Source organism: Gaetbulibacter sp. M240, from assembly GCF_043876815.1.
Taxonomy (GTDB): Bacteria; Bacteroidota; Bacteroidia; order Flavobacteriales; family Flavobacteriaceae; genus Gaetbulibacter_A.
This window is the reverse complement of the sequence record NZ_JBAWKA010000005.1, coordinates 217,267-241,423: the sequence shown is the minus strand read 5'-3', so window position 1 is coordinate 241,423 and position 24,157 is coordinate 217,267. Positions and strand designations below refer to the sequence as shown.

24 protein-coding genes are annotated in these 24,157 nt (G+C 35.4%); 14 read left to right on the top strand and 10 right to left on the bottom strand.

Going from position 1 to position 24,157, the window contains the following annotated elements; genetic code table 11:
* Positions 1 to 32 precede the first annotated feature (32 nt).
* On the top strand, positions 33 to 623 hold the full coding sequence (locus V8G61_RS14190; RefSeq protein ID WP_394876542.1) for a riboflavin synthase: 591 nt from the start codon (positions 33 to 35) through the stop codon (positions 621 to 623).
* 3 nt (positions 624 to 626) lie between these two features.
* Here the strand turns inward: V8G61_RS14190 and V8G61_RS14185 are convergent, their stop codons facing one another.
* The 3 genes from V8G61_RS14185 to V8G61_RS14175 all read right to left on the bottom strand — a co-directional run bounded on the left by V8G61_RS14185 (position 627) and on the right by V8G61_RS14175 (position 3,267).
* Complete coding sequence (locus V8G61_RS14185) at positions 627 to 1,157, bottom strand: TPM domain-containing protein (protein ID WP_394876541.1); 531 nt, start codon at positions 1,155 to 1,157, stop codon at positions 627 to 629.
* Between the two features lie 111 nt (positions 1,158 to 1,268).
* A complete protein-coding gene (locus V8G61_RS14180; protein WP_394876540.1) occupies positions 1,269 to 1,967 on the bottom strand; it encodes a response regulator transcription factor in 699 nt (232 codons plus the stop codon).
* Positions 1,957 to 3,267, bottom strand: a complete 1,311-nt coding sequence (locus tag V8G61_RS14175; RefSeq protein ID WP_394876539.1) for a sensor histidine kinase — start codon at positions 3,265 to 3,267, stop codon at positions 1,957 to 1,959. Before V8G61_RS14175 ends, V8G61_RS14180 begins: the two co-directional genes overlap by 11 nt.
* A 108-nt stretch (positions 3,268 to 3,375) precedes the next feature.
* Between V8G61_RS14175 and V8G61_RS14170 the strand changes: the two genes are divergently transcribed.
* From V8G61_RS14170 to V8G61_RS14140, 7 genes are all read left to right on the top strand, one after another.
* Positions 3,376 to 3,858, top strand: a complete 483-nt coding sequence (locus V8G61_RS14170; RefSeq protein ID WP_394876538.1) for a doxx family protein — start codon at positions 3,376 to 3,378, stop codon at positions 3,856 to 3,858.
* A gap of 212 nt (positions 3,859 to 4,070) precedes the next feature.
* Positions 4,071 to 4,466, top strand: a complete 396-nt coding sequence (locus V8G61_RS14165; protein WP_394876537.1) for a DUF302 domain-containing protein — start codon at positions 4,071 to 4,073, stop codon at positions 4,464 to 4,466.
* Positions 4,467 to 4,489: 23 nt separating this feature from the next.
* Entirely contained in the window at positions 4,490 to 5,122 is a 633-nt protein-coding gene (locus tag V8G61_RS14160; protein WP_394876536.1) for a GNAT family N-acetyltransferase, read from the top strand.
* A 114-nt stretch (positions 5,123 to 5,236) separates the two neighbouring features.
* Positions 5,237 to 6,475, top strand: coding sequence for an acyltransferase family protein (locus tag V8G61_RS14155; RefSeq protein WP_394876535.1), 1,239 nt, complete (start codon positions 5,237 to 5,239; stop codon positions 6,473 to 6,475).
* A gap of 60 nt (positions 6,476 to 6,535) precedes the next feature.
* Positions 6,536 to 7,243, top strand: a complete 708-nt coding sequence (locus tag V8G61_RS14150; protein ID WP_394876534.1) for a lysophospholipid acyltransferase family protein — start codon at positions 6,536 to 6,538, stop codon at positions 7,241 to 7,243.
* A gap of 150 nt (positions 7,244 to 7,393) precedes the next feature.
* Positions 7,394 to 8,260: an SDR family NAD(P)-dependent oxidoreductase gene (locus V8G61_RS14145; RefSeq protein WP_394876533.1), complete on the top strand. Its 867-nt coding sequence runs from the start codon at positions 7,394 to 7,396 to the stop codon at positions 8,258 to 8,260.
* Positions 8,261 to 8,687: 427 nt separating this feature from the next.
* Positions 8,688 to 9,542: a phospholipase D family protein gene (locus V8G61_RS14140; RefSeq protein ID WP_394876532.1), complete on the top strand. Its 855-nt coding sequence runs from the start codon at positions 8,688 to 8,690 to the stop codon at positions 9,540 to 9,542.
* Positions 9,543 to 9,689: 147 nt separating this feature from the next.
* On the opposite strand, the gene V8G61_RS14135 is transcribed toward V8G61_RS14140, so the two are convergent.
* The 7 genes from V8G61_RS14135 to V8G61_RS14105 all read right to left on the bottom strand — a co-directional run bounded on the left by V8G61_RS14135 (position 9,690) and on the right by V8G61_RS14105 (position 18,508).
* Positions 9,690 to 12,656: a type I restriction endonuclease subunit R gene (locus V8G61_RS14135; protein WP_394876531.1), complete on the bottom strand. Its 2,967-nt coding sequence runs from the start codon at positions 12,654 to 12,656 to the stop codon at positions 9,690 to 9,692.
* Between the two features lies 1 nt (position 12,657).
* Positions 12,658 to 13,344 carry a hypothetical protein gene (locus V8G61_RS14130; RefSeq protein ID WP_394876530.1) on the bottom strand — a complete coding sequence of 229 codons (687 nt, stop codon included), beginning with the start codon at positions 13,342 to 13,344 and terminating at the stop codon, positions 12,658 to 12,660.
* A gap of 31 nt (positions 13,345 to 13,375) precedes the next feature.
* A complete protein-coding gene (locus V8G61_RS14125; protein WP_394876529.1) occupies positions 13,376 to 13,885 on the bottom strand; it encodes a hypothetical protein in 510 nt (169 codons plus the stop codon).
* Positions 13,886 to 14,008: 123 nt separating this feature from the next.
* Complete coding sequence (locus V8G61_RS14120) at positions 14,009 to 14,371, bottom strand: hypothetical protein (RefSeq protein WP_394876528.1); 363 nt, start codon at positions 14,369 to 14,371, stop codon at positions 14,009 to 14,011.
* 11 nt (positions 14,372 to 14,382) lie between these two features.
* Entirely contained in the window at positions 14,383 to 15,564 is a 1,182-nt protein-coding gene (locus tag V8G61_RS14115) for a restriction endonuclease subunit S (protein WP_394876527.1), read from the bottom strand.
* The gene (locus V8G61_RS14110; RefSeq protein ID WP_394876526.1) at positions 15,555 to 17,027 is read right to left on the bottom strand and encodes an N-6 DNA methylase; all 1,473 of its coding nucleotides are present in this window, start codon (positions 17,025 to 17,027) and stop codon (positions 15,555 to 15,557) included. Before V8G61_RS14110 ends, V8G61_RS14115 begins: the two co-directional genes overlap by 10 nt.
* Positions 17,024 to 18,508, bottom strand: coding sequence for an N-6 DNA methylase (locus tag V8G61_RS14105; RefSeq protein WP_394876525.1), 1,485 nt, complete (start codon positions 18,506 to 18,508; stop codon positions 17,024 to 17,026). The genes V8G61_RS14110 and V8G61_RS14105 overlap by 4 nt, the downstream gene beginning before the upstream one ends.
* A gap of 165 nt (positions 18,509 to 18,673) precedes the next feature.
* On the opposite strand from V8G61_RS14105, the gene V8G61_RS14100 reads away from it, so the two are divergent.
* The 6 genes from V8G61_RS14100 (at position 18,674) to V8G61_RS14075 (ending at position 24,124) form a co-directional block, all read left to right on the top strand.
* On the top strand, positions 18,674 to 18,880 hold the full coding sequence (locus tag V8G61_RS14100) for a hypothetical protein (protein ID WP_394876524.1): 207 nt from the start codon (positions 18,674 to 18,676) through the stop codon (positions 18,878 to 18,880).
* A 203-nt stretch (positions 18,881 to 19,083) separates the two neighbouring features.
* Positions 19,084 to 20,274, top strand: a complete 1,191-nt coding sequence (locus tag V8G61_RS14095) for a hypothetical protein (protein WP_394876523.1) — start codon at positions 19,084 to 19,086, stop codon at positions 20,272 to 20,274.
* A gap of 291 nt (positions 20,275 to 20,565) precedes the next feature.
* The gene (locus tag V8G61_RS14090; protein WP_394876522.1) at positions 20,566 to 21,834 is read left to right on the top strand and encodes a tyrosine-type recombinase/integrase; all 1,269 of its coding nucleotides are present in this window, start codon (positions 20,566 to 20,568) and stop codon (positions 21,832 to 21,834) included.
* 7 nt (positions 21,835 to 21,841) lie between these two features.
* Entirely contained in the window at positions 21,842 to 22,675 is an 834-nt protein-coding gene (locus V8G61_RS14085; protein ID WP_394876521.1) for a hypothetical protein, read from the top strand.
* Between the two features lie 98 nt (positions 22,676 to 22,773).
* Positions 22,774 to 23,058, top strand: coding sequence for a helix-turn-helix domain-containing protein (locus V8G61_RS14080; RefSeq protein ID WP_394876520.1), 285 nt, complete (start codon positions 22,774 to 22,776; stop codon positions 23,056 to 23,058).
* Between the two features lie 4 nt (positions 23,059 to 23,062).
* Positions 23,063 to 24,124, top strand: a complete 1,062-nt coding sequence (locus tag V8G61_RS14075; protein WP_394876518.1) for an AAA family ATPase — start codon at positions 23,063 to 23,065, stop codon at positions 24,122 to 24,124.
* The last annotated feature ends 33 nt before the right edge of the window (positions 24,125 to 24,157 follow it).

The following is a 24,157-nucleotide window of genomic DNA, read 5'->3' as shown; positions in this document are numbered from 1 at the left end:
GTGCAAATTTAACCAAATAAACAGAGAAAATTATGTTTACAGGAATTATTGAAGATTTAGGAGTGGTTACCAATTTAAAAACGGAGCAGGACAATCTTCATGTCACCATAAAAAGTGCTATAACGCCTGAGCTAAAAATAGATCAAAGTGTCGCCCATAATGGTGTTTGTCTAACTGTTGTAAGCATAAAAGATCATGAATATGTGGTTACGGCTATCCAAGAAACCCTAAATAAAACTAATCTAAACACTTTAAAGACAGGCGATGTGGTAAATCTGGAGCGCGCCATGAAGCTCGGTGACCGATTAGACGGCCATATTGTACAGGGCCATGTTGATCAAACGGCGGTTTGTGAAGCAGTTGAAGAAACCCAAGGCAGTTGGTTATTTACCTTTAGTTACGACAGTAATTTAAATAATGTAACCATCGAAAAAGGTTCGATAACTGTAAATGGCACCAGTCTTACGGTAGTGAACTCGCAGAAAGACCACTTTAGTGTGGCCATCATCCCTTACACCTACAAGCATACCAATTTCAATACCTTTAAAAAAGGTACTGTAGTGAACCTAGAATTTGATGTTTTGGGTAAATATGTAAGTCGCTTGTTGGAATTACGCGATTAGGAATTAATTACCAACATCCCAGTGTTGCATTAAGGTTTCTGCACCTTCTTTGATACCTTTAAAGTATTCCTCTTTTTTTAACTGTGGAAAAATAACCTCCTCCATTGTTTTCATACAAATACTGTCGGTCAAAGTTTTTCTCGTCCCGTCACCAGTCGCAATTCCAAAACTTCTACAGGGTTTACAAAGCAGCATTATGAGTCCGTTATTTTTTTCTTTATGACCCACGCCCCAATAACGCCCCAAAGCTGTTGCCATTTGACGTGCATCTTGAAATGGTGCAATACTATCGACTGTAACCACCACAATAACATTGGTAGATTTATTGTGGTATTTGATAAGCATTTTTGAAAGTGTTTTTCGTTCTTTTTCAGAAAAAACACTATCCAAATCCTGGACCGGTAAGGCTTTACTTTTGGCCTCTCTGTAAACATCAATTTTTGAAAAATCGAAGGCAGCATCCTGAGTATGGCCATCTAAAGAAAACAGGCTCAATCCTAAGCCGATAATAAAAAAAAGAATTTTTTTGTTCATTGCGGTGGTGTTAAATGGTTCAAAAAAAGTGACTTAAAATTGTATTCCAATTTACTCAAAAAACCTGAGGTTTTCCTACAAATTAATTTAACCGAATTATGAGTAGATGCTTTATTCTGTTTTTAAAATAAAACCGCGGTTGTGAATATTTTCGATCTTAATCGTCCAATCTTTACTTAAGTATTTCCGCAAATGCGTGATAAAGACATTCAGGCTTTTACGATTGAAATAATCATTCTTACCCCATAAATGATTTAAGATCTCCTTATGGGTACAAATACGGTTCTTATTGGTTACCAGAAAGTGTAGTAGTTCGCTCTCACGTTTGGTTAAAGTGGTTACCTCATCTTTAAAATGTAATTGCTGGTTGGCCGCATCAAAGGTATAATTACCCAGGGTAAAAGTGTTGCCATCGTCCTGAGTATCAACAGTGCTTTTTAATCGTGACAACAAGGCTTTGATACGCACCACCAAAACCTCTTCATCAATGGGTTTTTTTAAATAATCGACCGCACCCAATGAAAATCCTTTTAGAATATCTATTTTCAGAGAGCGTGCCGTGAGAAATAAAAAAGGTAAATGAGGATTAACAGCATTTATTTTTTTAGCGAAACTAAAGCCGTCGATATCCGGTAACATCACATCAAGAATAGCAAGGTCGTAACTGTTCTGCTCCAGCATTTTCCAGCCTTCGTCTCCGGTCTTTGCCCAATAAACCTCAAAATCGTTCATATTGAGATACTCCTGCAGCAAGTAGCCCAGAGTTTCATCATCTTCAAGTAGCATTATTTTGTCTTTCTCACTGGCCATGATTTAATGGTATTATTATGGTCATACTGGTACCGCTTCCCGGTGTACTTTCAATTTTAATTTTGCCTTTATGTTTTTTGATAATATCCTTCACATAACTGAGTCCGAGGCCGTAGCCTTTCACTTTGTGTAAATTCCCCTCATCCACCCGGTAATACTTTTTAAAGATAAGCGATTTTTCCTTTTTGCTCATCCCGATCCCATTATCAGAAATCATAATCTCCAAGGTGTTTTTAGTCGTTTTTGACTCCAATCTAATCACAGGATCATCAGCGTATTTTTGAGCATTATCCAAAATATTACTTAGCGCATTCTCTAAATGTGTAGGTTCAGCTTTTATAGGATAGGCTTCCCCTTCAAGATGATAACTAAACTGAATGTTCTGTAGCTGTGACAAGGCTTCAAAATCCTCACAAAGTTTTTTCAAATTAGGATAAAAGTCAACGGCCTCTGTTTTAAAGACCTTCTTTTGAAACTCCAATTTGCCAAGCTCTAAAACCTTATCTATATGTTTATTGAGGCGTTCGGTTTGCTGTTTTATGATGCTAATGAATTGCTTTTTGTTTTCAGGAACTTCAGGTTCTAATATTTTAGTGGCTAACCCAATGGAGAACACAGGCGTTTTTAATTCGTGTGTTAAATTGTTAATAAAGGTATTCGTTGTGGTGATCACTTTATGCTGCCAATATACCGAGCGCAATACCCAAATAAATATCACGATAATCACCAGTAAACACAAAATACTTGGAATGGTTAAGCCGTTTAGCTGGGAAAGAAAATAGGTATTCAGGTCTTTAAACTGAAGTTCCAGAATCACCTGTTTGTCTACCAGGTTTGGTAAATATCCTGTTAATAGGATCGGATAGGTTTCCAGTTTGGTTTCCGGAGCAAAACTGTGTGCCGATTTTAAATAATACGTACTATCGCGCGTAAACAAACGATACGAAAAATCGGTTTTGATGCCGTTAAGCGACAAACGGTACTTAATGAAATCATCCAAAAAAGTTTTCGAGGCGGTTTCCATGCTGTCCAGACTCAGGTCAAAATACCGATCATCCTTCACCAAAGCACGTCCGATTAAAAAAGTGAGCTGGGTTTCTGCCCCTAATTCCTGTTTGATCTGCTGACTCGACGTGCCGATATCCCGATTGAATTTAACCTTGGCCACGTTGAGTCCGATTTTTAAATACTGGTATTGCACCACAAATAAAGTGATGATACTTAGTACGAAAATGGCGATATATATACTGCGCTTACTCAAAACAGCCACTATATTACTAAAAAAACCGGTCGCAACCACGAATTAACTTTTTATTAATCTAATTAATCTTTTATTAATCTTTTTTACTTTTCGATAGCTTAAACCCAGGTTTAAACCTTGTAGTTTAGCATTAAAAATAAAGCCATCATGAGCCGGATTATCATTCATATCAATAAATACCGCTTAATTGCCATAAGTATTGGCATTATTTATTTGTGGTTTGGTATGTTAAAATTTTTCCCGGAACTAAGTCCGGCTGATGCTCTGGCTAAACAAACTATAAACTTTTTAACCCTGGGGTTTATTCCTGCGCAGTTTAGCTTTTTATGTTTAGCAACCTTTGAAGTACTTATTGGACTGATGCTCGTTTTAGATATAAAATTGCGCATTGCTATTACGGCCGCGCTTTTACATTTATTGTTCACCTTTGTGCCTCTCTTTTTTCCCGATGTGTCCTTTTCGGGTGGGCCATTTGTACTCACCCTAGTAGGACAGTATATTTTAAAGAATATTGTTATTATAAGCGCACTTCTATTTATTTATCCTTTAGATGAATCCAAACTGCGCCAAAGTAAAAAAAGTATAAATCCGGTAAGCCAAGGTTTACCACAAAATATTGATTTAAGTTAGATGGGCCTTGAGTAAGCTCATAAAAATTAATTTGTTTTTCATAGAAATAGCATCAAATCAAGGGTTTGGTGCTATTTTTTTTTGAACACTATCGTTAATTAAAACTCTGGTAAAAGCGAAATAGAAAACCAATCAAAATCATTGATGATCTTTTAAAAAAACAGTATCTTTTTCAGTGTTATAAAATCAATTGAAACTTAAAAATTTGTTCGATGAGTTATTATTTTAAAACCGTATTAAAAGACAAGCCCTTTAAGGACGCTATAGATGAGGTAACCCAAGCCTTAAAAAAGGAAGGTTTTGGCGTGCTTACTGAAATCGACATCACCCAAACCTTAAAAAATAAACTAGATGTTGATTTTAAAAAATACCAAATTCTAGGCGCCTGCAACCCGCCTTCAGCTTATGAGGCTTTACAGAAAGAAGAAAAGATTGGTTTGTTCTTACCTTGTAATGTTGTCGTTCATGAAAATGATAAAGGCCATATTGAAGTGGCAGCCGTGGATCCGGTGGCATCCATGATCGCCGTAGAAAATGATGCCTTAACCAATGTCGCTCAGGATATTCAGCAGAAACTAAAAAATGTGATCGATAGCTTGTCCTCATAATATAAACAAAAACTTGAAATTAAATGAATCGCCCCTTTCGGCGCTCTAATATGCCTATGGAAAAATGGTTTGAAACCGTACATTTAGAAGGAGAACTTGTCGCATTAATTCCTTTAGAAGAAGATCACAAAGAAGGCCTTCTAAAAGCCGCATCCGATGGTAAGTTATGGGAATTATGGTTTACTTCGGTGCCCTCAGAAACTACCATAGACACTTATATTCATACTGCCCTGGCTCAAAAACAAAAAGGCCTGGAATATCCTTTTGTGGTTATTGAAAAATCTTCCGGTACCATCATAGGGTCTACCAGATTTTATAATCTTCAGCCGGAACATAAGCGTTTGGAAATTGGTTATACCTGGTATGCCAAAAAGCATCAGCGCACAGGCGTAAATACCGAATGCAAACTGTTGTTATTACAGTTTGCCTTTGAAACCTTAAAATGTATTGCTGTACAATTCATGACCGATTCGCACAACGAACGTTCCCGTGCTGCCATCGCTCGGATCGGAGCAAAACAGGATGGTATCTTGCGTCATCACAGGATAAATACTGATGGTACTTATCGAGATTCCGTAGTCTTTTCCATAACCAATCACGAGTGGCCCGAGGTAAAGAAATCTTTAGAACTTAAGCGCCAAAAATATTCCGGTTAAAAGCGTCATACGCCACTTTTTTTGCAGCCCAACAAATGTTAATTTGCCTTTAAAAAGATTTTACTAAATTGGGAATCAAATTCTTAGTAGTTTTTTAACCAACCAACCACCCTCATGAAAGTAAAAGAACACAAAACAGAACGGCTTCATTCTTTGGATTCTCTCCGCGCCATAATGATGATGCTCGGCATCGTTTTACATACATCTATAACCTATATTGGCGGTAAACCCTCTTTTGGGTGGCCCCTTAGAGACCCCGGTACAGAAAGCAGTTTTTTAGAATGGATCTTATCTACCATTCATAATTTTAGAATGCCCATTTTCATGTTGATCGCCGGATTTTTTGCCGCGCTTCTATTTTATGACCGCACTCCAAAGAAAATGATCATCAACAGGGCGAAGCGCATCTTATATCCTTTTGCTGTTTTCCTTGTCATCTTATGGCCTCTGGTAGTGATTGGCTTTTCATATTCAAATGCCGTGTTCTCTTATAATGAACCTTTTGAATCCGTGATCGGAACCCGATTTGTGAATTCCACATGGGATAGCTTTTCAACCCTCGGCAGTTTTATTCCTGAAACCACCATGCATTTGTGGTTCTTATATTATCTTATTTTGTTTTCGATAGCCTCATTTGCTCTCGGCATGCTTTTTAAAAAACAGAAAACACTGACTCGAAAAATTAGTCAGATCTTTAATATGATCCTTGTAAAACCCGTTCTTCGAATTATTGTATTTCCGCTTTTCACCTTCGGCATTTTGATGATCATGCAATCGGGATGGGTGAATACTTCAACCAGTTTTATACCTGATTTTGGGACGTTTATTTTCTATTTTTCATTCTATATGATTGGATGGATTTTATTCAAATCGAAACACCTGTTGCCCATATTCCTACAATACGACTGGGTGTTTCTAGCTGCGGCCACCGGTATTTACACCGTGTATTATTTTACCTATGATGCCATGTCTTTTCAGGTTATAGCCTTACTAAAATCATTTACGGTTTGGTTGTTTATTTTCAGCTTTATGGGACTCTTTATGCGCTATCTCAGTAAACATTCCCCACTGATGCGTTATGTTTCCGATTCGGCCTATTGGGTGTATTTATTGCATTTACCGCTTACGGCAGCACTTCCGGGACTCATTGGCCCCTGGCCTGTATCCGGGTTTGTTAAATTCTTGATTGTGGTTTTCTTAACCTCTGTTGTTTGCTTTGTAACCTACAATTATTTTGTGCGAAGTACCTTTATTGGGAAGTTTTTGAACGGCAAGAAATATTCAAGAAAATTATCGGATATCAAAAAGCAGGCGGATGTAGCACAACTAAAGCCCGTAGCCAAATCGATTTAAAAACCAATTACTATTTTTTAAAGTCTATATAGAACCGAAGAATTATAAAAATTCTAAATCATGAAGACCATTCGTATTCTATGGTATGTTATAAAACTTTTTACTTTCTGGGTGATCGGTCTTCTGTATTTTTTAGTAGCAGCTGTACTTCGCTTTTTTGATTTATGGTTAGCACAAAAGGTATTCTGGAATTATTTAAGATTATTTCTAAAGGCCTTTCATTTAAACATTCAGTATGAATTTTCAAAAGAGCAAACTCAAAACGCCAAAAACACTGTTTTTGTATTACTGAATCAAAGTAGTTTTTTAGACTCTTTACTCCCTCCGCCCGTAGAGAAAATAAGAGGGATTATTAATATCGAATTTGCTCTATATCCTGTAGTAGGGTGGTTTATGGGCATTACTAATTTTGTTATTATCAGACAAATACCGAGGCAAGCCAAAAATGCCATAAATAAAACCAATAATTTTTTAAAGACCGGAGGCAATATCTATATTTCCATTGAGGGAAAGCGATCAAAAGACGGCGCCCTTAACGACTATAAAAAAGGCCCGCTCGTGATGGCGATCAACACGCAGTCCGATATTGTCCCGATTATTATTCAAGGTAGTTTCGAGGCCTTACCTTATGGAGCACTTTACATCAAGCCGTCGACAATAAAAATGTGTTTTTTAGACCCGATACCAACAAAGGGTTTGACCTATGAACATCGAAATATTTTACGAGAAAAGCTACTTACCATTGCCCATAACTACGGGTTACAATAAAAAAATAAAATCTGATCTCTTTTAGGGTTTCCTTAGGGCGTCTATGCGTCCGAATTTATCCATGGTCGTCAATTTCGGACTATGTCTTGGTTTCAAGGTAGTAGTTTTACAGCAATGATTAAAACCATTGTACCATTTAAAACAAGACTCATGAAAACATCAGACTTCAATAACAAAACGATTTGGATCACAGGAGCGTCCTCAGGCATCGGTGCCTCATTAGCCTTACAATTAAATGCCGCAGGAGCAACGATTATCGCTTCAGCACGAAATGAAAAAAAACTGAAGGCTTTAAAAACACAGGCCAGACACCCGCAAAATCTGATCGCGCTCCCCCTGGATATTACTAAGGCGGATACGATAGACGAAGCGATTAAAAAAGTGTCGCAATTACCGGGTCTGGATCTGGTAGTGCATAATGCCGGTATTGCTCAAAAAGGCTTGGTTACGGAAAACACCATGGCTATTGACCGGCAAATTATGGAAACCAACTACTTTGGAACGGTGGCTCTAACCAAGGCCATAATGCCGTTGTTTTTAAAACGAGGCTATGGTTGGTTCGCGGTTATGTCGAGTTTCGCTGGCGTTATGGGTATTCCCGGACGATCGGCTTACGCCGCTTCCAAACATGCGCTTCATGGGTTTTTCGAATCCTTACAAGCCGAGCATATCCCTTGTAAGCTTGATGTTAGTTTTGTTATTCCCGGATTTATAAATACTGAGATCACAGCCAAAGGGCTACTTGGAAACGGACAAGCCCACGGTAAGGTAGAAACCTCGCATCGCCTAGGGATGACCGCCGAGCATTGTGCCACAGATATCATTAAAGGTTTGGAGCGAAAAAGCAAACGCATTGTGGTGGGTAAATTTGAGGTGTTCTTATTAACTATAAAAAGAATTTCTCCGCAATTAAGTCGCTACATTATTAAAAGTCACCCCATGCGAAAAATCCGAAATATCAAAGCCTGGTTCAAGCAATTGGTTTATTTTCCAAAATTAAATACTGTTGGTTCGTAAGCAGTTATGAGCTTGTTTAATCTGTGCTTAATTTTCCCGATCTTTAATATCGGCAACAACTCTAAAAACCAAACAATATGTTCGGTATTTTACTTTCAAAACGCGGGAAAACCAAAACCATTTACGTATTACTCATCATCTCCTTAATACTCGTTTGTCTGGGTGTTGCTCTTTTGGTGTAAGGTTTTAATATGCAAATCCGAATTGTTCCTTGCGTAAGGTAACGTCACAGGATGTTTGGGAGTGGTTTTGGGGAGTTTGGTGGTTTCGGATAATGGAAAGAAATCGATAACCTGTTAGTTACAATAACCTGTTGCCGGAAAAAACTGCCTTTAAACAAAAAGTGGTTTTTAAGCATTCCTATTGTAGGAATTTTTAACTTCATTTCTTATTTTGGCTTTAACAAATCATAAAATAATTATTAAAAATGAGTAAGTTTTTGACAGGTACTGATCTTGAAGGTGCTATTTACGATATAATTTGGGAAACTGAAGAAATGTTAATGATTGTATCTCCTTTTATTAAGCTAGGAGAGTATTTTAAAAAATTATTTGACAAACATGAGAACAATCCGAAAATACATTTATTAATTGTCTTTGGTAAGAACGAAAAGTCAGTTAAAAAAAGTATGAGTAAGGAAGATTTCGACTATTTCAAAAAATTTTTGAATGTAAGTATTGTTTATGTTCCCAATTTACATGCAAAATATTATGGTAATGAAAAAAAAGGAATGATTTCTTCAATCAACCTTTACGACTACTCTTTTAAAAATAATATAGAATTTGGTGTATTTCACGAACAAAGTTTGCTAACTAATTTCACGCAATCAGCCGATAACGATGCTTGGAATGAATGTATGGAAATCGCTATGAATAATGAAGTTGTATTTATAAAGCGCCCTGTTTATGAATATAAAAAAATCTTGATCAACTTAGGGAAAAGTTATGTAAAATCAGATGTCCTATATGATTCCACTGAGATGTTTTATGAATATTCCCGAAAAAAGAATAGTGAAGAAAAACGTCTCTCTGATTTTCCTAAAACATTAAAGTTAGGTTCAGGACCCAGTAAAAGACCTGAAAGAGTAGATGAAGAAGAACAACAATATGGGTTTTGTATACGAACCGGGAAACAAATAAAATTTAATCCAAAACAACCCATGAGCAGGGAAGCTTGGAAGATATGGAATGAATACGGTAATACTGATTTCCCAGAAAAATATTGTCATAAAACAGGAAGGCCATCCAACGGAAAAACTTCAATGAACAGCCCTATTCTTTAATTAATTTGTTTTTCTGAAGTCATCATGACTAATTTAAATCATTTTAATTTCTCTATACAACCCGCAAATGATTTCATGAAAAAAATGCAGGAAGCATTGGCAATCCATAAAAGTAGATTTTTTGACTAAATTGAAATAATACTAACTTTAGTAATACTCCTTTATATAAGCATAAGCTCTTTCAAATAGAACCTGATCCTTATGCAACTTATATTTAAGAAGCGCTTTTCTTAGAGACTTTTGAACTTCTCGTTCTCCAGAACTTGTTTTCTGCCAATCAGGAAAACGGACTACTCTAACAATAGCATCTATATCTTCGACAATACGCTCAACCACTGCTGGAGTTTGATCAGTTTTTAACTCAATAAACAATTCAGTTAAAGCAGCCTTGGGTGTTTTTTCAATGAGTAGTTCTTCTAACTCCTTTTCAGCTTCTACTGTTTCTTTCGCTAACTTACATAGTTCTTTTACAAATTCAATAGATGTAATTAAGCCCTGCTCAGCTTTATCTCTTAACGCTTCAAGTCTCTCACTTAATGATTTGAACTTTGGATCACCTGCATGTTTTTTAAAGCGTTTTATCAATAACTTTTCAAGTTTTTTAGCATTCTTAGGATCAGGATTATTAAATATATCCTCAATGACATCAGCGTCTAGAATAAATTCATCTAATGAATGTACTTCACCAACATGAATATTTTCATAAATTAATTTTGTGGTTTGTGCTCCTAAAGAGAACCAAAGTAGTTTTCCAACATTATCTGCTGCTGGTTTAACTGATTCAAAAACTTGCGACAACCATTTATAATCCTCTTGATAAAAATTTAATATGGTATCCGGTGATAGTGATTCCCATATTTTAGATAAATACTTATAATCTTTGGCAAATGCATCCTTTTTGTCGTTATCACCAATAGCATTTTGAGCTACTTCTAGGCCTTCAAAGCCATCAATGGCTCTATCAACACCATCAAAATGCGATAATGCATCTTTCATTGCTTTAGGTAGTTTTTCTCTTAATTCCGATAAGTTAGAAATTACTGTTCGTATACTTTCTTCATCAAACTGTAATGCTTTTGCCGCATCATCAAATACCCCGAAGTAATCTACAATACGACCAAATGACTTGTTAGGAAACAATCTATTGGTTCTACATATAGCTTGTAAAAGGGTATGATCCTTTATAGATTTATCCAAGTACATGGTTTGCAAAATCGGTGCGTCAAACCCCGTTAGTAATTTAGCGGTCACTATTATAAACTGTAGGTCAGAAAGTCCATCATTAAATTCATCAACAATTTTTTCCTGCTGACTTTTATCCACTCCCCATTTTTGTTTAAACTCTAAGGGGTCATTTGCAGAAGTAGAAATCACCACGCTACTTGCCTCTTCTGGAAAATATTTATCCAACTCTTCTTTGTATAGCACGCAAGCATATCTGTCTGGTGTAACAATCATAGCTTTAAAACCATGAGGCCTTACTTTTTCTTTGAAATGAGTAGCAATATCTTCGACTATTTTCGCAACACGTTCAGGTGACTTTAAAAAGGCAGACATTTTAGCTGACTTCTTATTCAAAGCATCAGCTTCCTCGTCTGTAAGCGCAGCACTTTCTTTAAATTCAGCGAAAGCTTTGTCTATAGTCTCTTTATCCACATGAACATCTACCAATCGGGGTTCAAAGTGTAGGGGAAGCGTAGCATTATCTCGAATAGAATCATGAAATGTATAACGTGACATGTACCCACCTTCATCCTCTTCTGAACCAAAAGCCCAAAAGGTATTTTTATCGGCTTTATTAACTGGTGTCCCTGTCAGACCAAATAAAAATGCATTAGGTAAAGCCGCTCTCATTTGTCTACCTAAATCTCCCTCTTGAGTTCTATGGGCCTCATCCACTAATACAATTATATTGTCTCTAGCGTTCATATTAGCTTTGGCATCTCTAAACTTAAAAATGGTAGAAATGATTATTTTTCTAGTATCTCTCTCTAAAAGGGATTGTAACTCATTTATACTATCTGTAGTTTCTACATTAGAAATGTCTGCTGCATTAAAGGTTCCTGTGATTTGTGTATCTAAATCAGTTCTGTCTACCAGAACAATAACTGTTGGACTTTTTAAATCTTTTTCTCGCCTTAATTTTTGAGCTGCAAAAACCATTAACAAAGATTTTCCTGAACCTTGAAAATGCCAAATCAAGCCTTTTTTAATACGACCTTCTTTTACACGTTCAACGATTTTATTTGCGCCTTCATATTGCTGAAAACGAGGTATCACTTTTATGCGTTGCTTCTTTTTATTAGTAGTAAATAATGAGAAGTTTTGCAGAATATCTAATAACCTTTTGGGATGTAATAAATCTGATAGCTCTTTGCCTACTTCACCCAACCCTAAACGCCTTGCAATGGCATCTTCATCATTTTCTAATCGCCAAGGCGCCCAAAACTCTAATGGTGTTCTTACACCTCCATAATAAAGTTCTTTGCCTTCTGTTGCAAAGGATAAAATATTTGGCACAAATAATTGTGATACAGCATTTTCATAAATATCATGTATTTCATGAGCACCGTCTAACCAACTTACCGATGGCCTAATAGGTGTTTTAGCTTCGCCTACAACTACTGGAATACCATTAATAAATAACACTACATCTGGAATTTTCGTTTCACGATGGTGAATCCGAAGTTGCGTTGTAGCCACATAGCTGTTATTCTCTAAGTTTTCAAAATCGAGTAAACGGACTGGAACGTGTCTGTTATTTTCTCCAAAAGGCATGGTTTTATCTCCTTGTAGCCATTTAAAAAACTCTTCATTGGCACGAACCAAGCCCACCTGATGTACAGAAATTAAAATAGCTCTTAGTCTATAAATAACTTCATCTGCTAGATCTGGATTATTGTTGATCTCAGGATTTAATTTGATTAGAGCCGCCTTTAATTCGGCCTCCAAAAGAACTTCATTAACACTTCGTGATAAATCTTTTGGTGATTTAAATTCCCATAAACCGTTATACTTAGCAGCATCTTCAGAGACTCCATAACTGTTTAAATTAACACCTGTAAGTTGTTTTATAATGTAGTTTTCTACACTATTTAGTTCGTTAAATCCCATATTAATCCATGATTATTTTTTTAATCTTTTCTAATATAATAGGTAGTCTGTCATCGTAAATCATTGGATGAAGATGGCAAGACATAATTTCTTCAAAATTTGATTTATTAAAAACCTTTATAAATTCTTCTTTTAAAAAATGCTGTATTATTTCTGGCTCCTTTTTTATTTCTTCTGCTATAGTTGTTCTATTGTCCAGAACATTAATAATATCTTCAAAATCGTGGCTAGTTCTATAATCTTTTCCTCTATCATTAAAAGCTTCAAACTTTGTAGCCAGAAAACATGGTGCTGAAAGTATCTTTATCCGCTGCCCTTCAACTTCTACATCCCATAAATTGCCAAACCCCTCTTTATACCATTTGTTTGCCGGACCTATGGGCCCATCTTCTGATGGCATAACATCCACAGAGATGCCGTTATATAAATAACTACATATAGCATGTCCCTCTGGATTTGGACTAAACCCAAGATCCAAAAGTCTTTCCTGCATTTTTACCCATGACGCATAATTTACCAGGTTTATAGTAACATCTATATCATCGGTTTGCCTTGTCTCTTCTATAGGGCCATCATCAAAATATAAACTTACAACAGCGCCACCTACAAAAATCATTTGATCCTTAAATTCCTTTAAGGCTTTTGCAATTTCTGCTACGGTTGCAATATTTATAAGCTTGTTATTCATTTCATTGTATTCTCTATCAAAAGTTTTTCAGCTATTTTAAATCCTCATCTAATATTCTATCCTTTAAGGCTTGCACGGCTATTTCTTTTTCTCTTGCCTTACCTACTCTTAGGGCATCAACAAGTGCCAATAACTCGTGTAATTTTTCATCATTCTGTACTGCATCGACCACCGAAGGGTACAACGGTGTTATAGCCTGTCCTCTTATTTTACCTTTCCCATAGGGCCACACGTAATGCTCTTCGCTAACGATTCTTTGAGATAAAGGCAATGCCGAATGTGCCGTTGGAACACCTCTAACAAGGGCACCTGGTTGTTCTGGAAACACGTACCTAATACCATATTGTAAAAACTCAAACAATGCCATTTTAAATACTTTTTTCCCAGAATTATCAATTAAACCTGCGAATTTTGAACGTGCCAAAGATTTACTGATCTCTGACTGACTTATTTGCAATGCTTGTGCCAATTGGTCTTGATACCAAGGCTGGTTAGCATAGGTTATAATTTTTAATAAAACCACAATATCTTGTGGGCTCATGACTTGCTGTTTTGTTTTCATAATACCTAATATTCCATATTCGAATATGCGATATTACAATTTTATTACCTAATTATCAAGTTATTGCAATTATATATTCCTTATTCGAATATAGAATATTATTTAAAAACTAATCTTTTCCTTTATAAAAGGCTTAAAATCAAACCCAGTACCACCAGATTTCACATCATGTAAATACCTATGATTTTTATCAGATGAAATTTCTAAATCTACCGCATCTTTGTCTTCCCTTATTTTAAAATTTGCTTGAAGGTTATTTACAAAGCCTTTAGGTAATTTAATCCAAATGACTTTACTTTCTGTATTTAATAATAAATGTACATCGGCATTAAATTTGTCTGTAGGCACATTAAACCACCACACGGCTTTAGATTTATTAATTTTGGAATAACTGGTATTAGCATTATTTAAATAAGCACCTTTTGTGGCATTTATATAATCTATTATTTCTTTTTTTGTTTTCATGACCTAACGGTTTAAAACACCTGATTAATTAAACTCTTTTGTAAGGCCTTGGAGCTTGAGATTTTGGATTCTAATTCAAATATTGAATTTTCAAATTGCCTTAACTTAGAAACAATTTCTTTTTGAATAGAAATGTCATATTTTGGTATTTTTAATTTTTTCATTCCCGATAAATCAAGATGTAAAACAGTAGTTCCTGGAGAATAAGCAAATAAAAACCAATGTACCCAACCTGCTTTTAAAACATAATACAAATAATTACGTAATAGCATATCTTCTATAATACTTATAGCAATTAAATCCATTGTAAACAACATTCTTTTATCCTGATAAACTGATGGATGCAATGGATAACCAACAACTCTTCCTTCTCTGGTTATATCTGTGCAAGCAACAATTAAATCTTCATTTTTCGCAAAATGTTCTTCTTTAAAGGCTCCATTATAATACTTTATACCCTCTGTATTGAATCCTCCGCCTCTCTCTATCGATTTTAAATTCAATAGAGGTGTTCCATTTTCTTCATCAGAATAATCTGAACTTTTATATGTGATACCTTTTCTAGTTTTAATAACATCACCAAACATCCAATATTCCTCAAATTCTCTAGGAACAGATTCTTCAATTTTTACTTGGTATGCCGTTTTTAGTTTTTCTAATACACTAACATCACTTTCAATCACCTCATCCATAGCCCAAAGTAATTCAGCAAGTTTGGCCTGTTGGTCTTTTGGCGGTAGTAGAAATTCGTAGTTGGCTACGTCCCTCCATCGTACATGTGGATTAGTAGAACCTACGATGGCAGCGGCAGTATGGGCATAAAAAGATTCACTATGAAATAAGAAGGGAATAAACTCTGAAATTAATAATTCTTCATTTGGTTCTAAAGTCAATGTTTTTTCACCACAAATACCATCGAAAGAAGCCAATGCTGACCTTCTTAAATGTGGATTTCGAGTTGGAAACAAAATCTGCCCTTTTCTAAATACTTTATAAAAAGTTGGATTTAACTCGTCTCCATTTTTTTGACTTGCCCACCTTTTAATATGGAGTGATTCAGCGTCTAAATGTTCAACTTTCAGAAATTTATCAAATCTATTTGCCGCATTTTCTTTATCATTTTCCTCCTTTTTAGTGACTAAATCAATCAGCTTGACTTTTGTCCAATTAGATTTGTTAATCTTCATTTCCATTCAGCCAAAGTTTTAAATAGATTCTCCATACTTTCACTTAATTCTTTAGAGCTTTTATCCCAGTTTTTATAAGATTCTTCTAATGGTAAAGTGTTATTTTTTATAATTCTAGAAGATTTAACATAATTAGTAACTAATAATGACGCATCATTCTTTATTATTTTCTCAATATCAATAACTCGTGCAAATCCGTCAATATCTTTGTAATCAGAATATGCTTTGAAGATTTTGTTTATATGGCTATCTAATAAGTAAGAAATTGTTTTCTCCCCTTTTACTTCTTCAAAAGCATTTATGAATAAGATTTTCCCTTTCTTATTTTGTTCTTTATTTGTTCTTCTAATTAACAGAGCAGATTCCATCGAAGAATTGTAAAACAGGTTTTTTCCAAGAGCAATAACACAATCAATAGTATCCGTTTCAATCATTTTCTTTCTCATCTTCTTTTCATTATCTCTAAAAAGTATACCATGTGGCCATAATTGAACACATCTTCCATTTTTGGCATCCAAACTTTTATGAATATGTTGCTCAAAAGCATAATCAGCACAACCTTGCGGCGGTGTTCCCCAAATATTTCGTCCAAAGGGGTCGTTTGTAAATGCCTTTTGGTCCCAAGCCTTAATAGAGTAAGGTGGGTTTGCCAGAATCACATTAAAGGTTTTTAGGGTGTCGTTTTCTAAAAAGGCAGGTTGCGCCAGGGTATCGCCACGTACTATACTAAACTCCTCAATGCCGTGCATAAACATGTTCATCCGTGCTATGGCCGAGGTAATAAGGTTTATTTCCTGGCCGTATAATTTTAGGGTTCTGTATTCCTTACCTTCATCACGTAAATGCAAAGCGCAATTTAATAGTAAACCACCAGAGCCACAGGTGGGGTCGTACACAGATTCTCCTGGTTGTGGGTCCATAATCATGGTCATGAGTTTTACAACGGTACGGTTGGTATAAAACTCTGCTGCGGTGTGTCCAGAATCGTCTGCAAACTCCTTTATGAGATATTCGTAGGCGTTTCCTAATTGGTCATCTGGAACGTTTTCAAGATTTAATTTATGCTGTGAGTAATGCTCTATAAGGTTGGTTAAGGTTTCATCGCTTAACCTATTTTTATTGGTCCAAGAAGCATCACCAAAAATACCGTATAAGGTTTCTGGATTTGCTTTTTCTATAGCACGCATGGCATCTTGTATGGCAATACCAACATTTGTTGTGGTTTCACGAACTTTATTCCAATGGGCATCTTCTGGTACTATAAAATGATGGTTTTCTGCAAAGGCTGCGTATTCTAAATCGCCATCGCTTTCTTCTAAGGCTTTTTCAAACTCTTCGTCATACACATCGCAAATACGTTTAAAAAACAATAAGGGGAAAATGTATTGTTTATAATCGCCTGCGTCTATGGTGCCACGTAATGCGGTTGCTGCTCCCCACAGGTATTTTTCTAGGTTTTGTTGGGTCATTTAATAAATTCATTTAAAATTCTTCTAAACTTCTCTTCTACTTTTTGACTTTCTTCCCAAGCCTTCTTTAAATCTGACAGTGCCTCTTCAACACTTGGTAAATTGTCTTCAATAATTTTTTCAACGTATAAAGGAATATTAAGGTTAAAATCGTTTTCTTTAATAGTGTTAATAGAAGCTACTTTTACATAATTTTCAACATCCTCATAACTGTTATACCATGCAAACAGTTGACTTATATGTTCCGTTTCTAAATAATTCTGTGCTCGTCCTACACGAACTTGGTCAGAGCCATCAATAAATAAAACTTTATTCTTTTTTGAAGCTTCTTTATTTTGTTTAAACACCATAACACAAGCTGCCAATTGTGTTCCATAGAAAATATTTGGTCCTAAACCGATAACAGCTTCTAACAAATCTTCTTCTAATAATTTCTTCCGTATTTTACCCTCTGCTCCTTTTCTGAATAATGCTCCATGCGGTAATACAACAGTCATTCGACCAGTACTATTGATGGATTTAATCATGTGTTGCACCCAAGCCATATCTCCATTGCCTTTTGGCGGCACGCCTGCAATATTGCGTCCATAAGGATCGTTGGCCCAATTTTCTGCACCCCATTCCTTTAATGAAAACGGGGGGTTTGCAATAACGCAATCAAAGGTTTTTAAGCCATCAGCAGCAAAAAACGCAGGTTGTCTTAAGGTGTCACCACGAGCGATTTCAAAGTCCTCAATACCGTGTAAAAACATATTCATTCTGGCAATAGAACTGGAGGTAAGATTTTTTTCTTGTCCGAATAATTTTAGAGTTCGGTAATCTTCATGTTTGTGCTTTAAATGATCAACACACTCTAATAACATGCCTCCTGTACCGCAGGCCGGATCATAAATAGTTTCGCCTTCATGGGGATCCAATATTAAACCTAATAAATGCACAACAGAACGAGGTGTGTAAAACTCACCTGCTTTCTTGTTAGTTAGATCCGCAAAATGCTTGATTAAATATTCGTAAGCATTTCCTAAAATATCTGGTTCCACTAAAGAATTTGACAAACTGTATTGTGAGAAGTGCTCTATTAAGTCATTTAATAACCGGTCTGATAATTTGTTTTTGTTGCTCCATTGTGCATCACCAAAAATACCGTAAAGTAATTCTTGGTTGGCTTGTTCAATTCCACGTAAAGCTTTTTCAATCGCTTGCCCAACATTAGTAGTTTTTTCTCTTACATCTTTCCAATGACAATCTTTTGGTATTTCAAAACGGTGAAACTCTGGTAACGAGGCATATTCCTCATCTCCTTCGGATTCCTCTAATGCTAATTTATATTCTTCGTCGTAAACATCAGAAAGGCGTTTAAAAAACAAAAGTGGAAATATATATACTTTAAAATCAGAAGCATCCACAGGCCCTTTTAAAATCCAAGCCGCTTTTGATAAATATTGTTCTAGTTGAGATAAAGTTAATTTGGTTTTGGACATAATTTTTCAATACCCTATAAGGCATAAATTAATTGATCTAAATAAATTTGCTAATAATATTCTTAGAAAAAATAAATATAATAAAAGATAGTCTAGTCAACACCTTTAAATCGTAATTTACTGAAAATTCCTTCATTTCCGTTGGGAGTAATTCATGTGGTTTCCATGAAACTAATGAAAATACCGCAAGCCAAAAAAGCAAAATACCAAACCGTCTTTTGGTACTTTTATGGTATTGTTTTGATACTGAGCGGGGTGGTTAATCTAATGGAAAAAGACACGATTTCATGGGTTTTTATCGTTGAACTTATTCTTGGGCTTATTATTTTAATTCTAAACATCCTTGGTAAGCTAAATAACAAAACCGCTTAATTCATTACGCAAAATTTTAATCATAACGCTCGGATCTGATAATGATTCGAGCTTTTTTCATGTCTTCCTTTCAAAAATTCAAAATTTCCAAAAACGCGAAAAAATTTTAAAACCAGTGTGTTATAACATAAAAAAAAAGTGTTTTTTTTAATTTAAACATTAGCTATTTTTACGTTATGCGTAAAAAATTACTTTGCATTCCTATGGTTCTCACAAGCCTGGTTTGCTTCCCTCAAGTAAAAGATAGTATAGCGTTTAAAAACGGTATTGATAACCCGAGCCTGTTAAGCACGCATCATTTTGGTATTTTTAGTTCTAGAATAAATACAAACTTTAAAATTCAAGCGCCACAAAAAACAAGGTTAACCTTCAATCATGCTAGTGGTAATAACTTTCACCCTTACGTTGAAGCGTATTTCCCTAAAGACCCTGACGTAAGAGCAGAATTGAGTCATATTATTTGGCATGATCGCCCGTTTAATTTCATAGATCAAGAAACGACGCCGGCAGATTATATGAACATCGTCATTGATGCTGTTATTAAAGAATTTCGAATAGGCGTAAACATGCCGCTTTCAAAGAAGCATGAGCTTGGCATTCATTTAAGATCTTATTTAATAACCAAAGGAAAACACCCGTTTTCGTTTTTTACCAGTGATGAATCGATTGAGTGGGTTCATAGTAATATTGCAGGAGGCGAAGACCCTTACGGTAGACGATATTACGGATTGAATCAAGTTAATTTTGAATATTTTGATAGACATGGCAATACCCTAAAGCTCAACAATAATGATTTTTTTATAGGTGGGGTTGAGCTTAATCATTTCTATTATCCTACCCTGAATATGAATAAAAGCGACTGTTTATTTTTGAATTTCGGTACGCACCTGGGTTTGAATACTTCAAAATTTAATCCGTCTATGGATATCGGCGTTTCGGCCAATGCCGTTAAAACAATACCCTTGAAAAACAACTTTGAATTTAATGTTGCGGTTGGTGCTAATGTTTTGCGTAAAAACTTCATCAATTTTAAAGAGGTTATCGATTTAGGAAATAATCCTTTTTTAGCGACTCTAGAAGGGAATCTTGAAATTGTAAAATACACGAAACGAAAAAACTACAACGCTTTTGGGGTTAATTATCAAATTCAATCCCGGTACAATAATAAAGAAGAAGCCGATTATTACAAACTTTTAGGCAAGTGGCGTGAAATTAACGGCGGTTGGCAACACGGGGTGGAGACACTTTACAAAGCCCTTTCAAATTGGTCGTTTATTTATACTTATGGCACGCCCAAACTTCAATTGCAGTTATATGCTAAACAAGATTTCCTTGTAAATAATGCTCCGGATTTTCAAACAGGTATAGGGTTTAAGGTTCCTGTTTTGAATTAAAACCTTTTTATTCGCCCTCTAATTCATGCCTTGAAACGAAAAAAGCCTCGCAAACTTAACATTTACAAGGCTTTACAATCTCTAAAAGTGGTCCCACCTGAACCACTTTTATCCAAAATTACACATTAGCCTGTTTACTAAAAAACTTAGATAAATACCTTTAAAACCAAATATAACCGGGAGCTCAAGAGGGTTCCAGTATTGTTTAAGTTTGGATAATTTTCGATAATATTGAATACAGCCGTACAACTACCGTACAATTTTTTTAATTTTGTACTGTAACTAAATTCTATGGCTTCAGTCAACTTCTTATATCGCTCCACAAAGGATAGTGCCGAACTTATTTTAAGGCTTCTCTTCAGAAGCAATGACATAGATTATGTTGTTGGTGCAAAATCTGGCATAGAGGTCTCAAAGTACTATTGGACAAAGGAACACAAGAAAAAGAATCCTAGAGACATAGATATATTAGATAGACAAGCCGAGGTTAACGGCGTTTTAAATAAACTAAAATCTTATATTCTTACTAAGTTTAAAGAGACTAATCCAGAAGATATCGATAAAGATTGGCTAAAAACTCAAATAGATGCCTTTCATAATCCGCCAAAAGAAACTCCTACCCTGCCTAACGAATTACTAAAATATTTTAAGTATTTCATTAAAGAAAAAACAAACGACTTAGCCAAATCCACAGTTAAAAAATATAACGTTGTCTACAGCTTATTAGAACGTTATGAAACAAGCGCTAAAAAGAAACTGCTTCTGAAGGATGTTGACCTAAGTTTTAAAAAATCATTTGAAGATTACTGCTTTAGTAAAGGTTATGCTCCAAACACGATAACAAGAGCAATACGAGCTATCAAAACCGCTTGTAACCACGCTCGATACAATGGCATTGAAACTAGTTATCAATTAGAAAAATTGAAAACTAAGTACACTAAAACAGAAAACATCTATTTAACCTTAGAAGACATTGAGAAATTAAAAAACATCCAAAAAGAAAAGCTGGCAGACCAATTGGAGAATGCTAGAGATTGGCTTGTCATAAGCTGCTTTACGGGCCAACGTGTCTCTGACTTTATGCGTTTTAATAAAAAAATGCTACGCCAAGAAACTAACAAAGACGGAAAATTAGTAACGTTTATTGAATTTGCGCAGCAAAAGACAGGTAAGGAGATGACTATTCCATTAAAACAAGATGTACTTGATATACTGGATAAAAGAGGAGGGGATTTTCCTCCACGCATTTCAGATCAAAAATATAATTTATATATAAAGGAGGTAGGAGCTATTGCAAAATTGAACGAAAAAGTACTTGGAAGCAAAAAATTAGAAACAGAGCCTGGAAGCGGCATATACCGAAAAGTCACAAAAAAATTTAAAAAGCACGAATTAATCAGTTCCCATATCGGGCGTCGCTCATTTGCCACTAATTTCTACGGGCAGATACCCACGTCGTTCCTAATCTACGTAACAGGCCATAAAACTGAGCAAATGTTCCTAAACTATATCGGCAAAAGCAACAAGGACATTGCATTAGAATTAACTAAATACTTTTAACCGGCACATGATGTTTAAAAAAGATGTTTTAGAGGAATTTTTGTTTTTATGGAGCAAAGCCGAAAATATTCCATTTACGAATTATGAAGATGCCTTGGTCAATAACTACAGTTCTCTCGACAAACCCTTTACAGATTACAGCAAATTAGTTATCGGTTGGCACAGTCCTTTAAAAGTGGAAATATCTGAGAACCTACTATCCCTACCTCCAGAAAATCGTGATTTGTATCTTGAATACCTTAAAAATAGAATTGAAAATGAAACTATGCTTCAAGACGATGAGGAATTGAAAGATTTGCTCAAAACAATTAACGTAAGTATTGATTCATTAAATATTGAACATAATAAAGAACTTCATGATGCACTTAATCTCAGTTTTAAAGAAATAACACTACCCAAGGATTTAGCTAAATTCAGAAATCTTCACCGCAAATATTATCGTTACTTATTAAATCTGGAGCGCGAAAAAGTAATGAGGCATCTGGAAAAGCTAAACGAGTATAAGTTCAAACAACCAACTAAAACGTTCAAAGATGAATTGTGGTTTAAAGTTGGGGTTAAGTTAGCATCTGGTCAGATGGCAAAATACTATACTGTTGATTCTAAAGGTATAATGCACTTAAAGTATAGCTATACCGCACCAAGAGTTGCTGAGGAATTAGGAGATAAGAAATGGGAAAAGGATGTATTAGCAACTTTGAAAAATTATGGCCCAGAAAGCTCAAATGCGAATAAAAACATTTTCAATTCACGTGATAAAATGATAAAAATAATAGATTATTGTAAAGAAAAGGGAATTCCTGTAATATCCCATTTTACAGATCGTTTACCACCCGAATAGAACCCATCCAAAAAATAGTACTGAAGTAGTACCAGTACTGCAGGGCGTACCGAAGCTTTATTTAGAATTTTGGTTTATGAATTTAAAAATCATAAATCATGAAAAATAGTATAATACTTCAAGACCTATCGGTAGAAGAACTACAAGAACTGATAGGCACAACTGTTAAAAAAAGCGTTGCCGAACTTCAAAAGGAACTTGAATCCAAAAAATTTACCGAGGAGTTACTCACGAGAGAACAAACCTGCGATTTTTTAAAAATTAATTCTAGCACACTTTGGTCGTACACTGTGAAGGGGAAATTAAAAGCCTATGGGATTGGAGCTCGTCGGTACTACAAGCGTAGTGAATTGTTAGAGTGTTTAACCTTATTAAAAAAATAGGGTTATGGACACATCTGGCAATAAAAAATATCTGCAAATAGCGGAAAAGCATCGAATTACCAAAGATCAGGAGTTCAACGAGCCTCAAGTTGCCTTAAAGCAAAAGAGCTTAAAATCTGATGCCTATACAACCTTAGGAACCCTAGGTAACTTCAGTGTAGTAATTGGTAAAGCTAAAAGTCGAAAATCTTTTTATGTAGGTGCGATTGCATCAGCTGTATTAAGTAATGATTTAATACTTGGTAAATATGAAGGCCTATTACCCGAAGAGCAATCGGATGTAGTGTATTTTGATACAGAACAAGGCAAGTATCATGTGCAATTAGTCCAAAAACGTATTGGGAGACTTACCCAGAGAGAAAAGCTTGATGATCTTTACCTGTACCATTTACGAGCATTAAAGCCTGACGATCGTTTAAAAGTTATCGAAGCAGTCATTTATGCGAATGCAAAAATTGGATTTGTCATCATAGATGGGATTAGGGACCTGGTCACATCCATAAATGACGAACAACAGGCCACAATAATTTGTAATGAGCTTTTGAAATGGTCGGAGGAGCGAAACATACATATTATTGTCGTGTTGCATCAAAACAAGGGTAATGCTTTCGCTAGAGGACATTTAGGCACAGAATTAATCAACAAAGCTGAACTCGTATTATCCGTAACAAAGGAAAATAGCAATGAGGAAATATCAGTTGTTAAGCCGGAATACTCCAGGGACATACAGCCAGAATCCTTTGCTTTTACAATAATTGACGGACTACCAACGGCTGTAGATGATTTTGTGGAAAATACAGCAAACACCCATCGTCAAAAAAAACTGAAAGACCTTACGGATGAAGATAAACTAAAGCTGTTAAAGGACGTTTTTAGCGATGATAAGGGGTTTATGTATGGTGGGCTTAAAAATCAAATAAAAAGCTCTTATAGCAGATTATTCAAAGAACAGGTAGGTGACAATCAAGCGAAGGATTTTATCACTGAATGTAAATCCAGAAATTGGTTAGCTCAGAAAAAACCCAAAGGCAAATACACTTTAACATCTTCTCTGGAACCTCCGTAGTTAGGTTAGTTTATCGGTTTAGTTTAGCGTGTA

What these genes read in the sequence shown, in the direction of transcription:
- V8G61_RS14125 (WP_394876529.1), bottom strand. Translation starts at nt 13,885, where the DNA reads ATGAGCCCACAAGATATTGTGGTTTTATTAAAAATTATAACCTATGCT.
- V8G61_RS14185 (WP_394876541.1), bottom strand. Translation starts at nt 1,157, where the DNA reads ATGAACAAAAAAATTCTTTTTTTTATTATCGGCTTAGGATTGAGCCTG.
- V8G61_RS14150 (WP_394876534.1), top strand. Translation starts at nt 6,536, where the DNA reads ATGAAGACCATTCGTATTCTATGGTATGTTATAAAACTTTTTACTTTC.
- V8G61_RS14120 (WP_394876528.1), bottom strand. Translation starts at nt 14,371, where the DNA reads ATGAAAACAAAAAAAGAAATAATAGATTATATAAATGCCACAAAAGGT.
- V8G61_RS14075 (WP_394876518.1), top strand. Translation starts at nt 23,063, where the DNA reads ATGGACACATCTGGCAATAAAAAATATCTGCAAATAGCGGAAAAGCAT.
- V8G61_RS14130 (WP_394876530.1), bottom strand. Translation starts at nt 13,344, where the DNA reads ATGAATAACAAGCTTATAAATATTGCAACCGTAGCAGAAATTGCAAAA.
- V8G61_RS14115 (WP_394876527.1), bottom strand. Translation starts at nt 15,564, where the DNA reads ATGGAAATGAAGATTAACAAATCTAATTGGACAAAAGTCAAGCTGATT.
- V8G61_RS14180 (WP_394876540.1), bottom strand. Translation starts at nt 1,967, where the DNA reads ATGGCCAGTGAGAAAGACAAAATAATGCTACTTGAAGATGATGAAACT.
- V8G61_RS14095 (WP_394876523.1), top strand. Translation starts at nt 19,084, where the DNA reads ATGGTTCTCACAAGCCTGGTTTGCTTCCCTCAAGTAAAAGATAGTATA.
- V8G61_RS14090 (WP_394876522.1), top strand. Translation starts at nt 20,566, where the DNA reads ATGGCTTCAGTCAACTTCTTATATCGCTCCACAAAGGATAGTGCCGAA.
- V8G61_RS14080 (WP_394876520.1), top strand. Translation starts at nt 22,774, where the DNA reads ATGAAAAATAGTATAATACTTCAAGACCTATCGGTAGAAGAACTACAA.
- V8G61_RS14155 (WP_394876535.1), top strand. Translation starts at nt 5,237, where the DNA reads ATGAAAGTAAAAGAACACAAAACAGAACGGCTTCATTCTTTGGATTCT.
- V8G61_RS14170 (WP_394876538.1), top strand. Translation starts at nt 3,376, where the DNA reads ATGAGCCGGATTATCATTCATATCAATAAATACCGCTTAATTGCCATA.
- V8G61_RS14105 (WP_394876525.1), bottom strand. Translation starts at nt 18,508, where the DNA reads ATGTCCAAAACCAAATTAACTTTATCTCAACTAGAACAATATTTATCA.
- V8G61_RS14190 (WP_394876542.1), top strand. Translation starts at nt 33, where the DNA reads ATGTTTACAGGAATTATTGAAGATTTAGGAGTGGTTACCAATTTAAAA.
- V8G61_RS14140 (WP_394876532.1), top strand. Translation starts at nt 8,688, where the DNA reads ATGAGTAAGTTTTTGACAGGTACTGATCTTGAAGGTGCTATTTACGAT.
- V8G61_RS14100 (WP_394876524.1), top strand. Translation starts at nt 18,674, where the DNA reads ATGAAACTAATGAAAATACCGCAAGCCAAAAAAGCAAAATACCAAACC.
- V8G61_RS14085 (WP_394876521.1), top strand. Translation starts at nt 21,842, where the DNA reads ATGATGTTTAAAAAAGATGTTTTAGAGGAATTTTTGTTTTTATGGAGC.
- V8G61_RS14110 (WP_394876526.1), bottom strand. Translation starts at nt 17,027, where the DNA reads ATGACCCAACAAAACCTAGAAAAATACCTGTGGGGAGCAGCAACCGCA.
- V8G61_RS14160 (WP_394876536.1), top strand. Translation starts at nt 4,490, where the DNA reads ATGAATCGCCCCTTTCGGCGCTCTAATATGCCTATGGAAAAATGGTTT.
- V8G61_RS14165 (WP_394876537.1), top strand. Translation starts at nt 4,071, where the DNA reads ATGAGTTATTATTTTAAAACCGTATTAAAAGACAAGCCCTTTAAGGAC.
- V8G61_RS14135 (WP_394876531.1), bottom strand. Translation starts at nt 12,656, where the DNA reads ATGGGATTTAACGAACTAAATAGTGTAGAAAACTACATTATAAAACAA.
- V8G61_RS14145 (WP_394876533.1), top strand. Translation starts at nt 7,394, where the DNA reads ATGAAAACATCAGACTTCAATAACAAAACGATTTGGATCACAGGAGCG.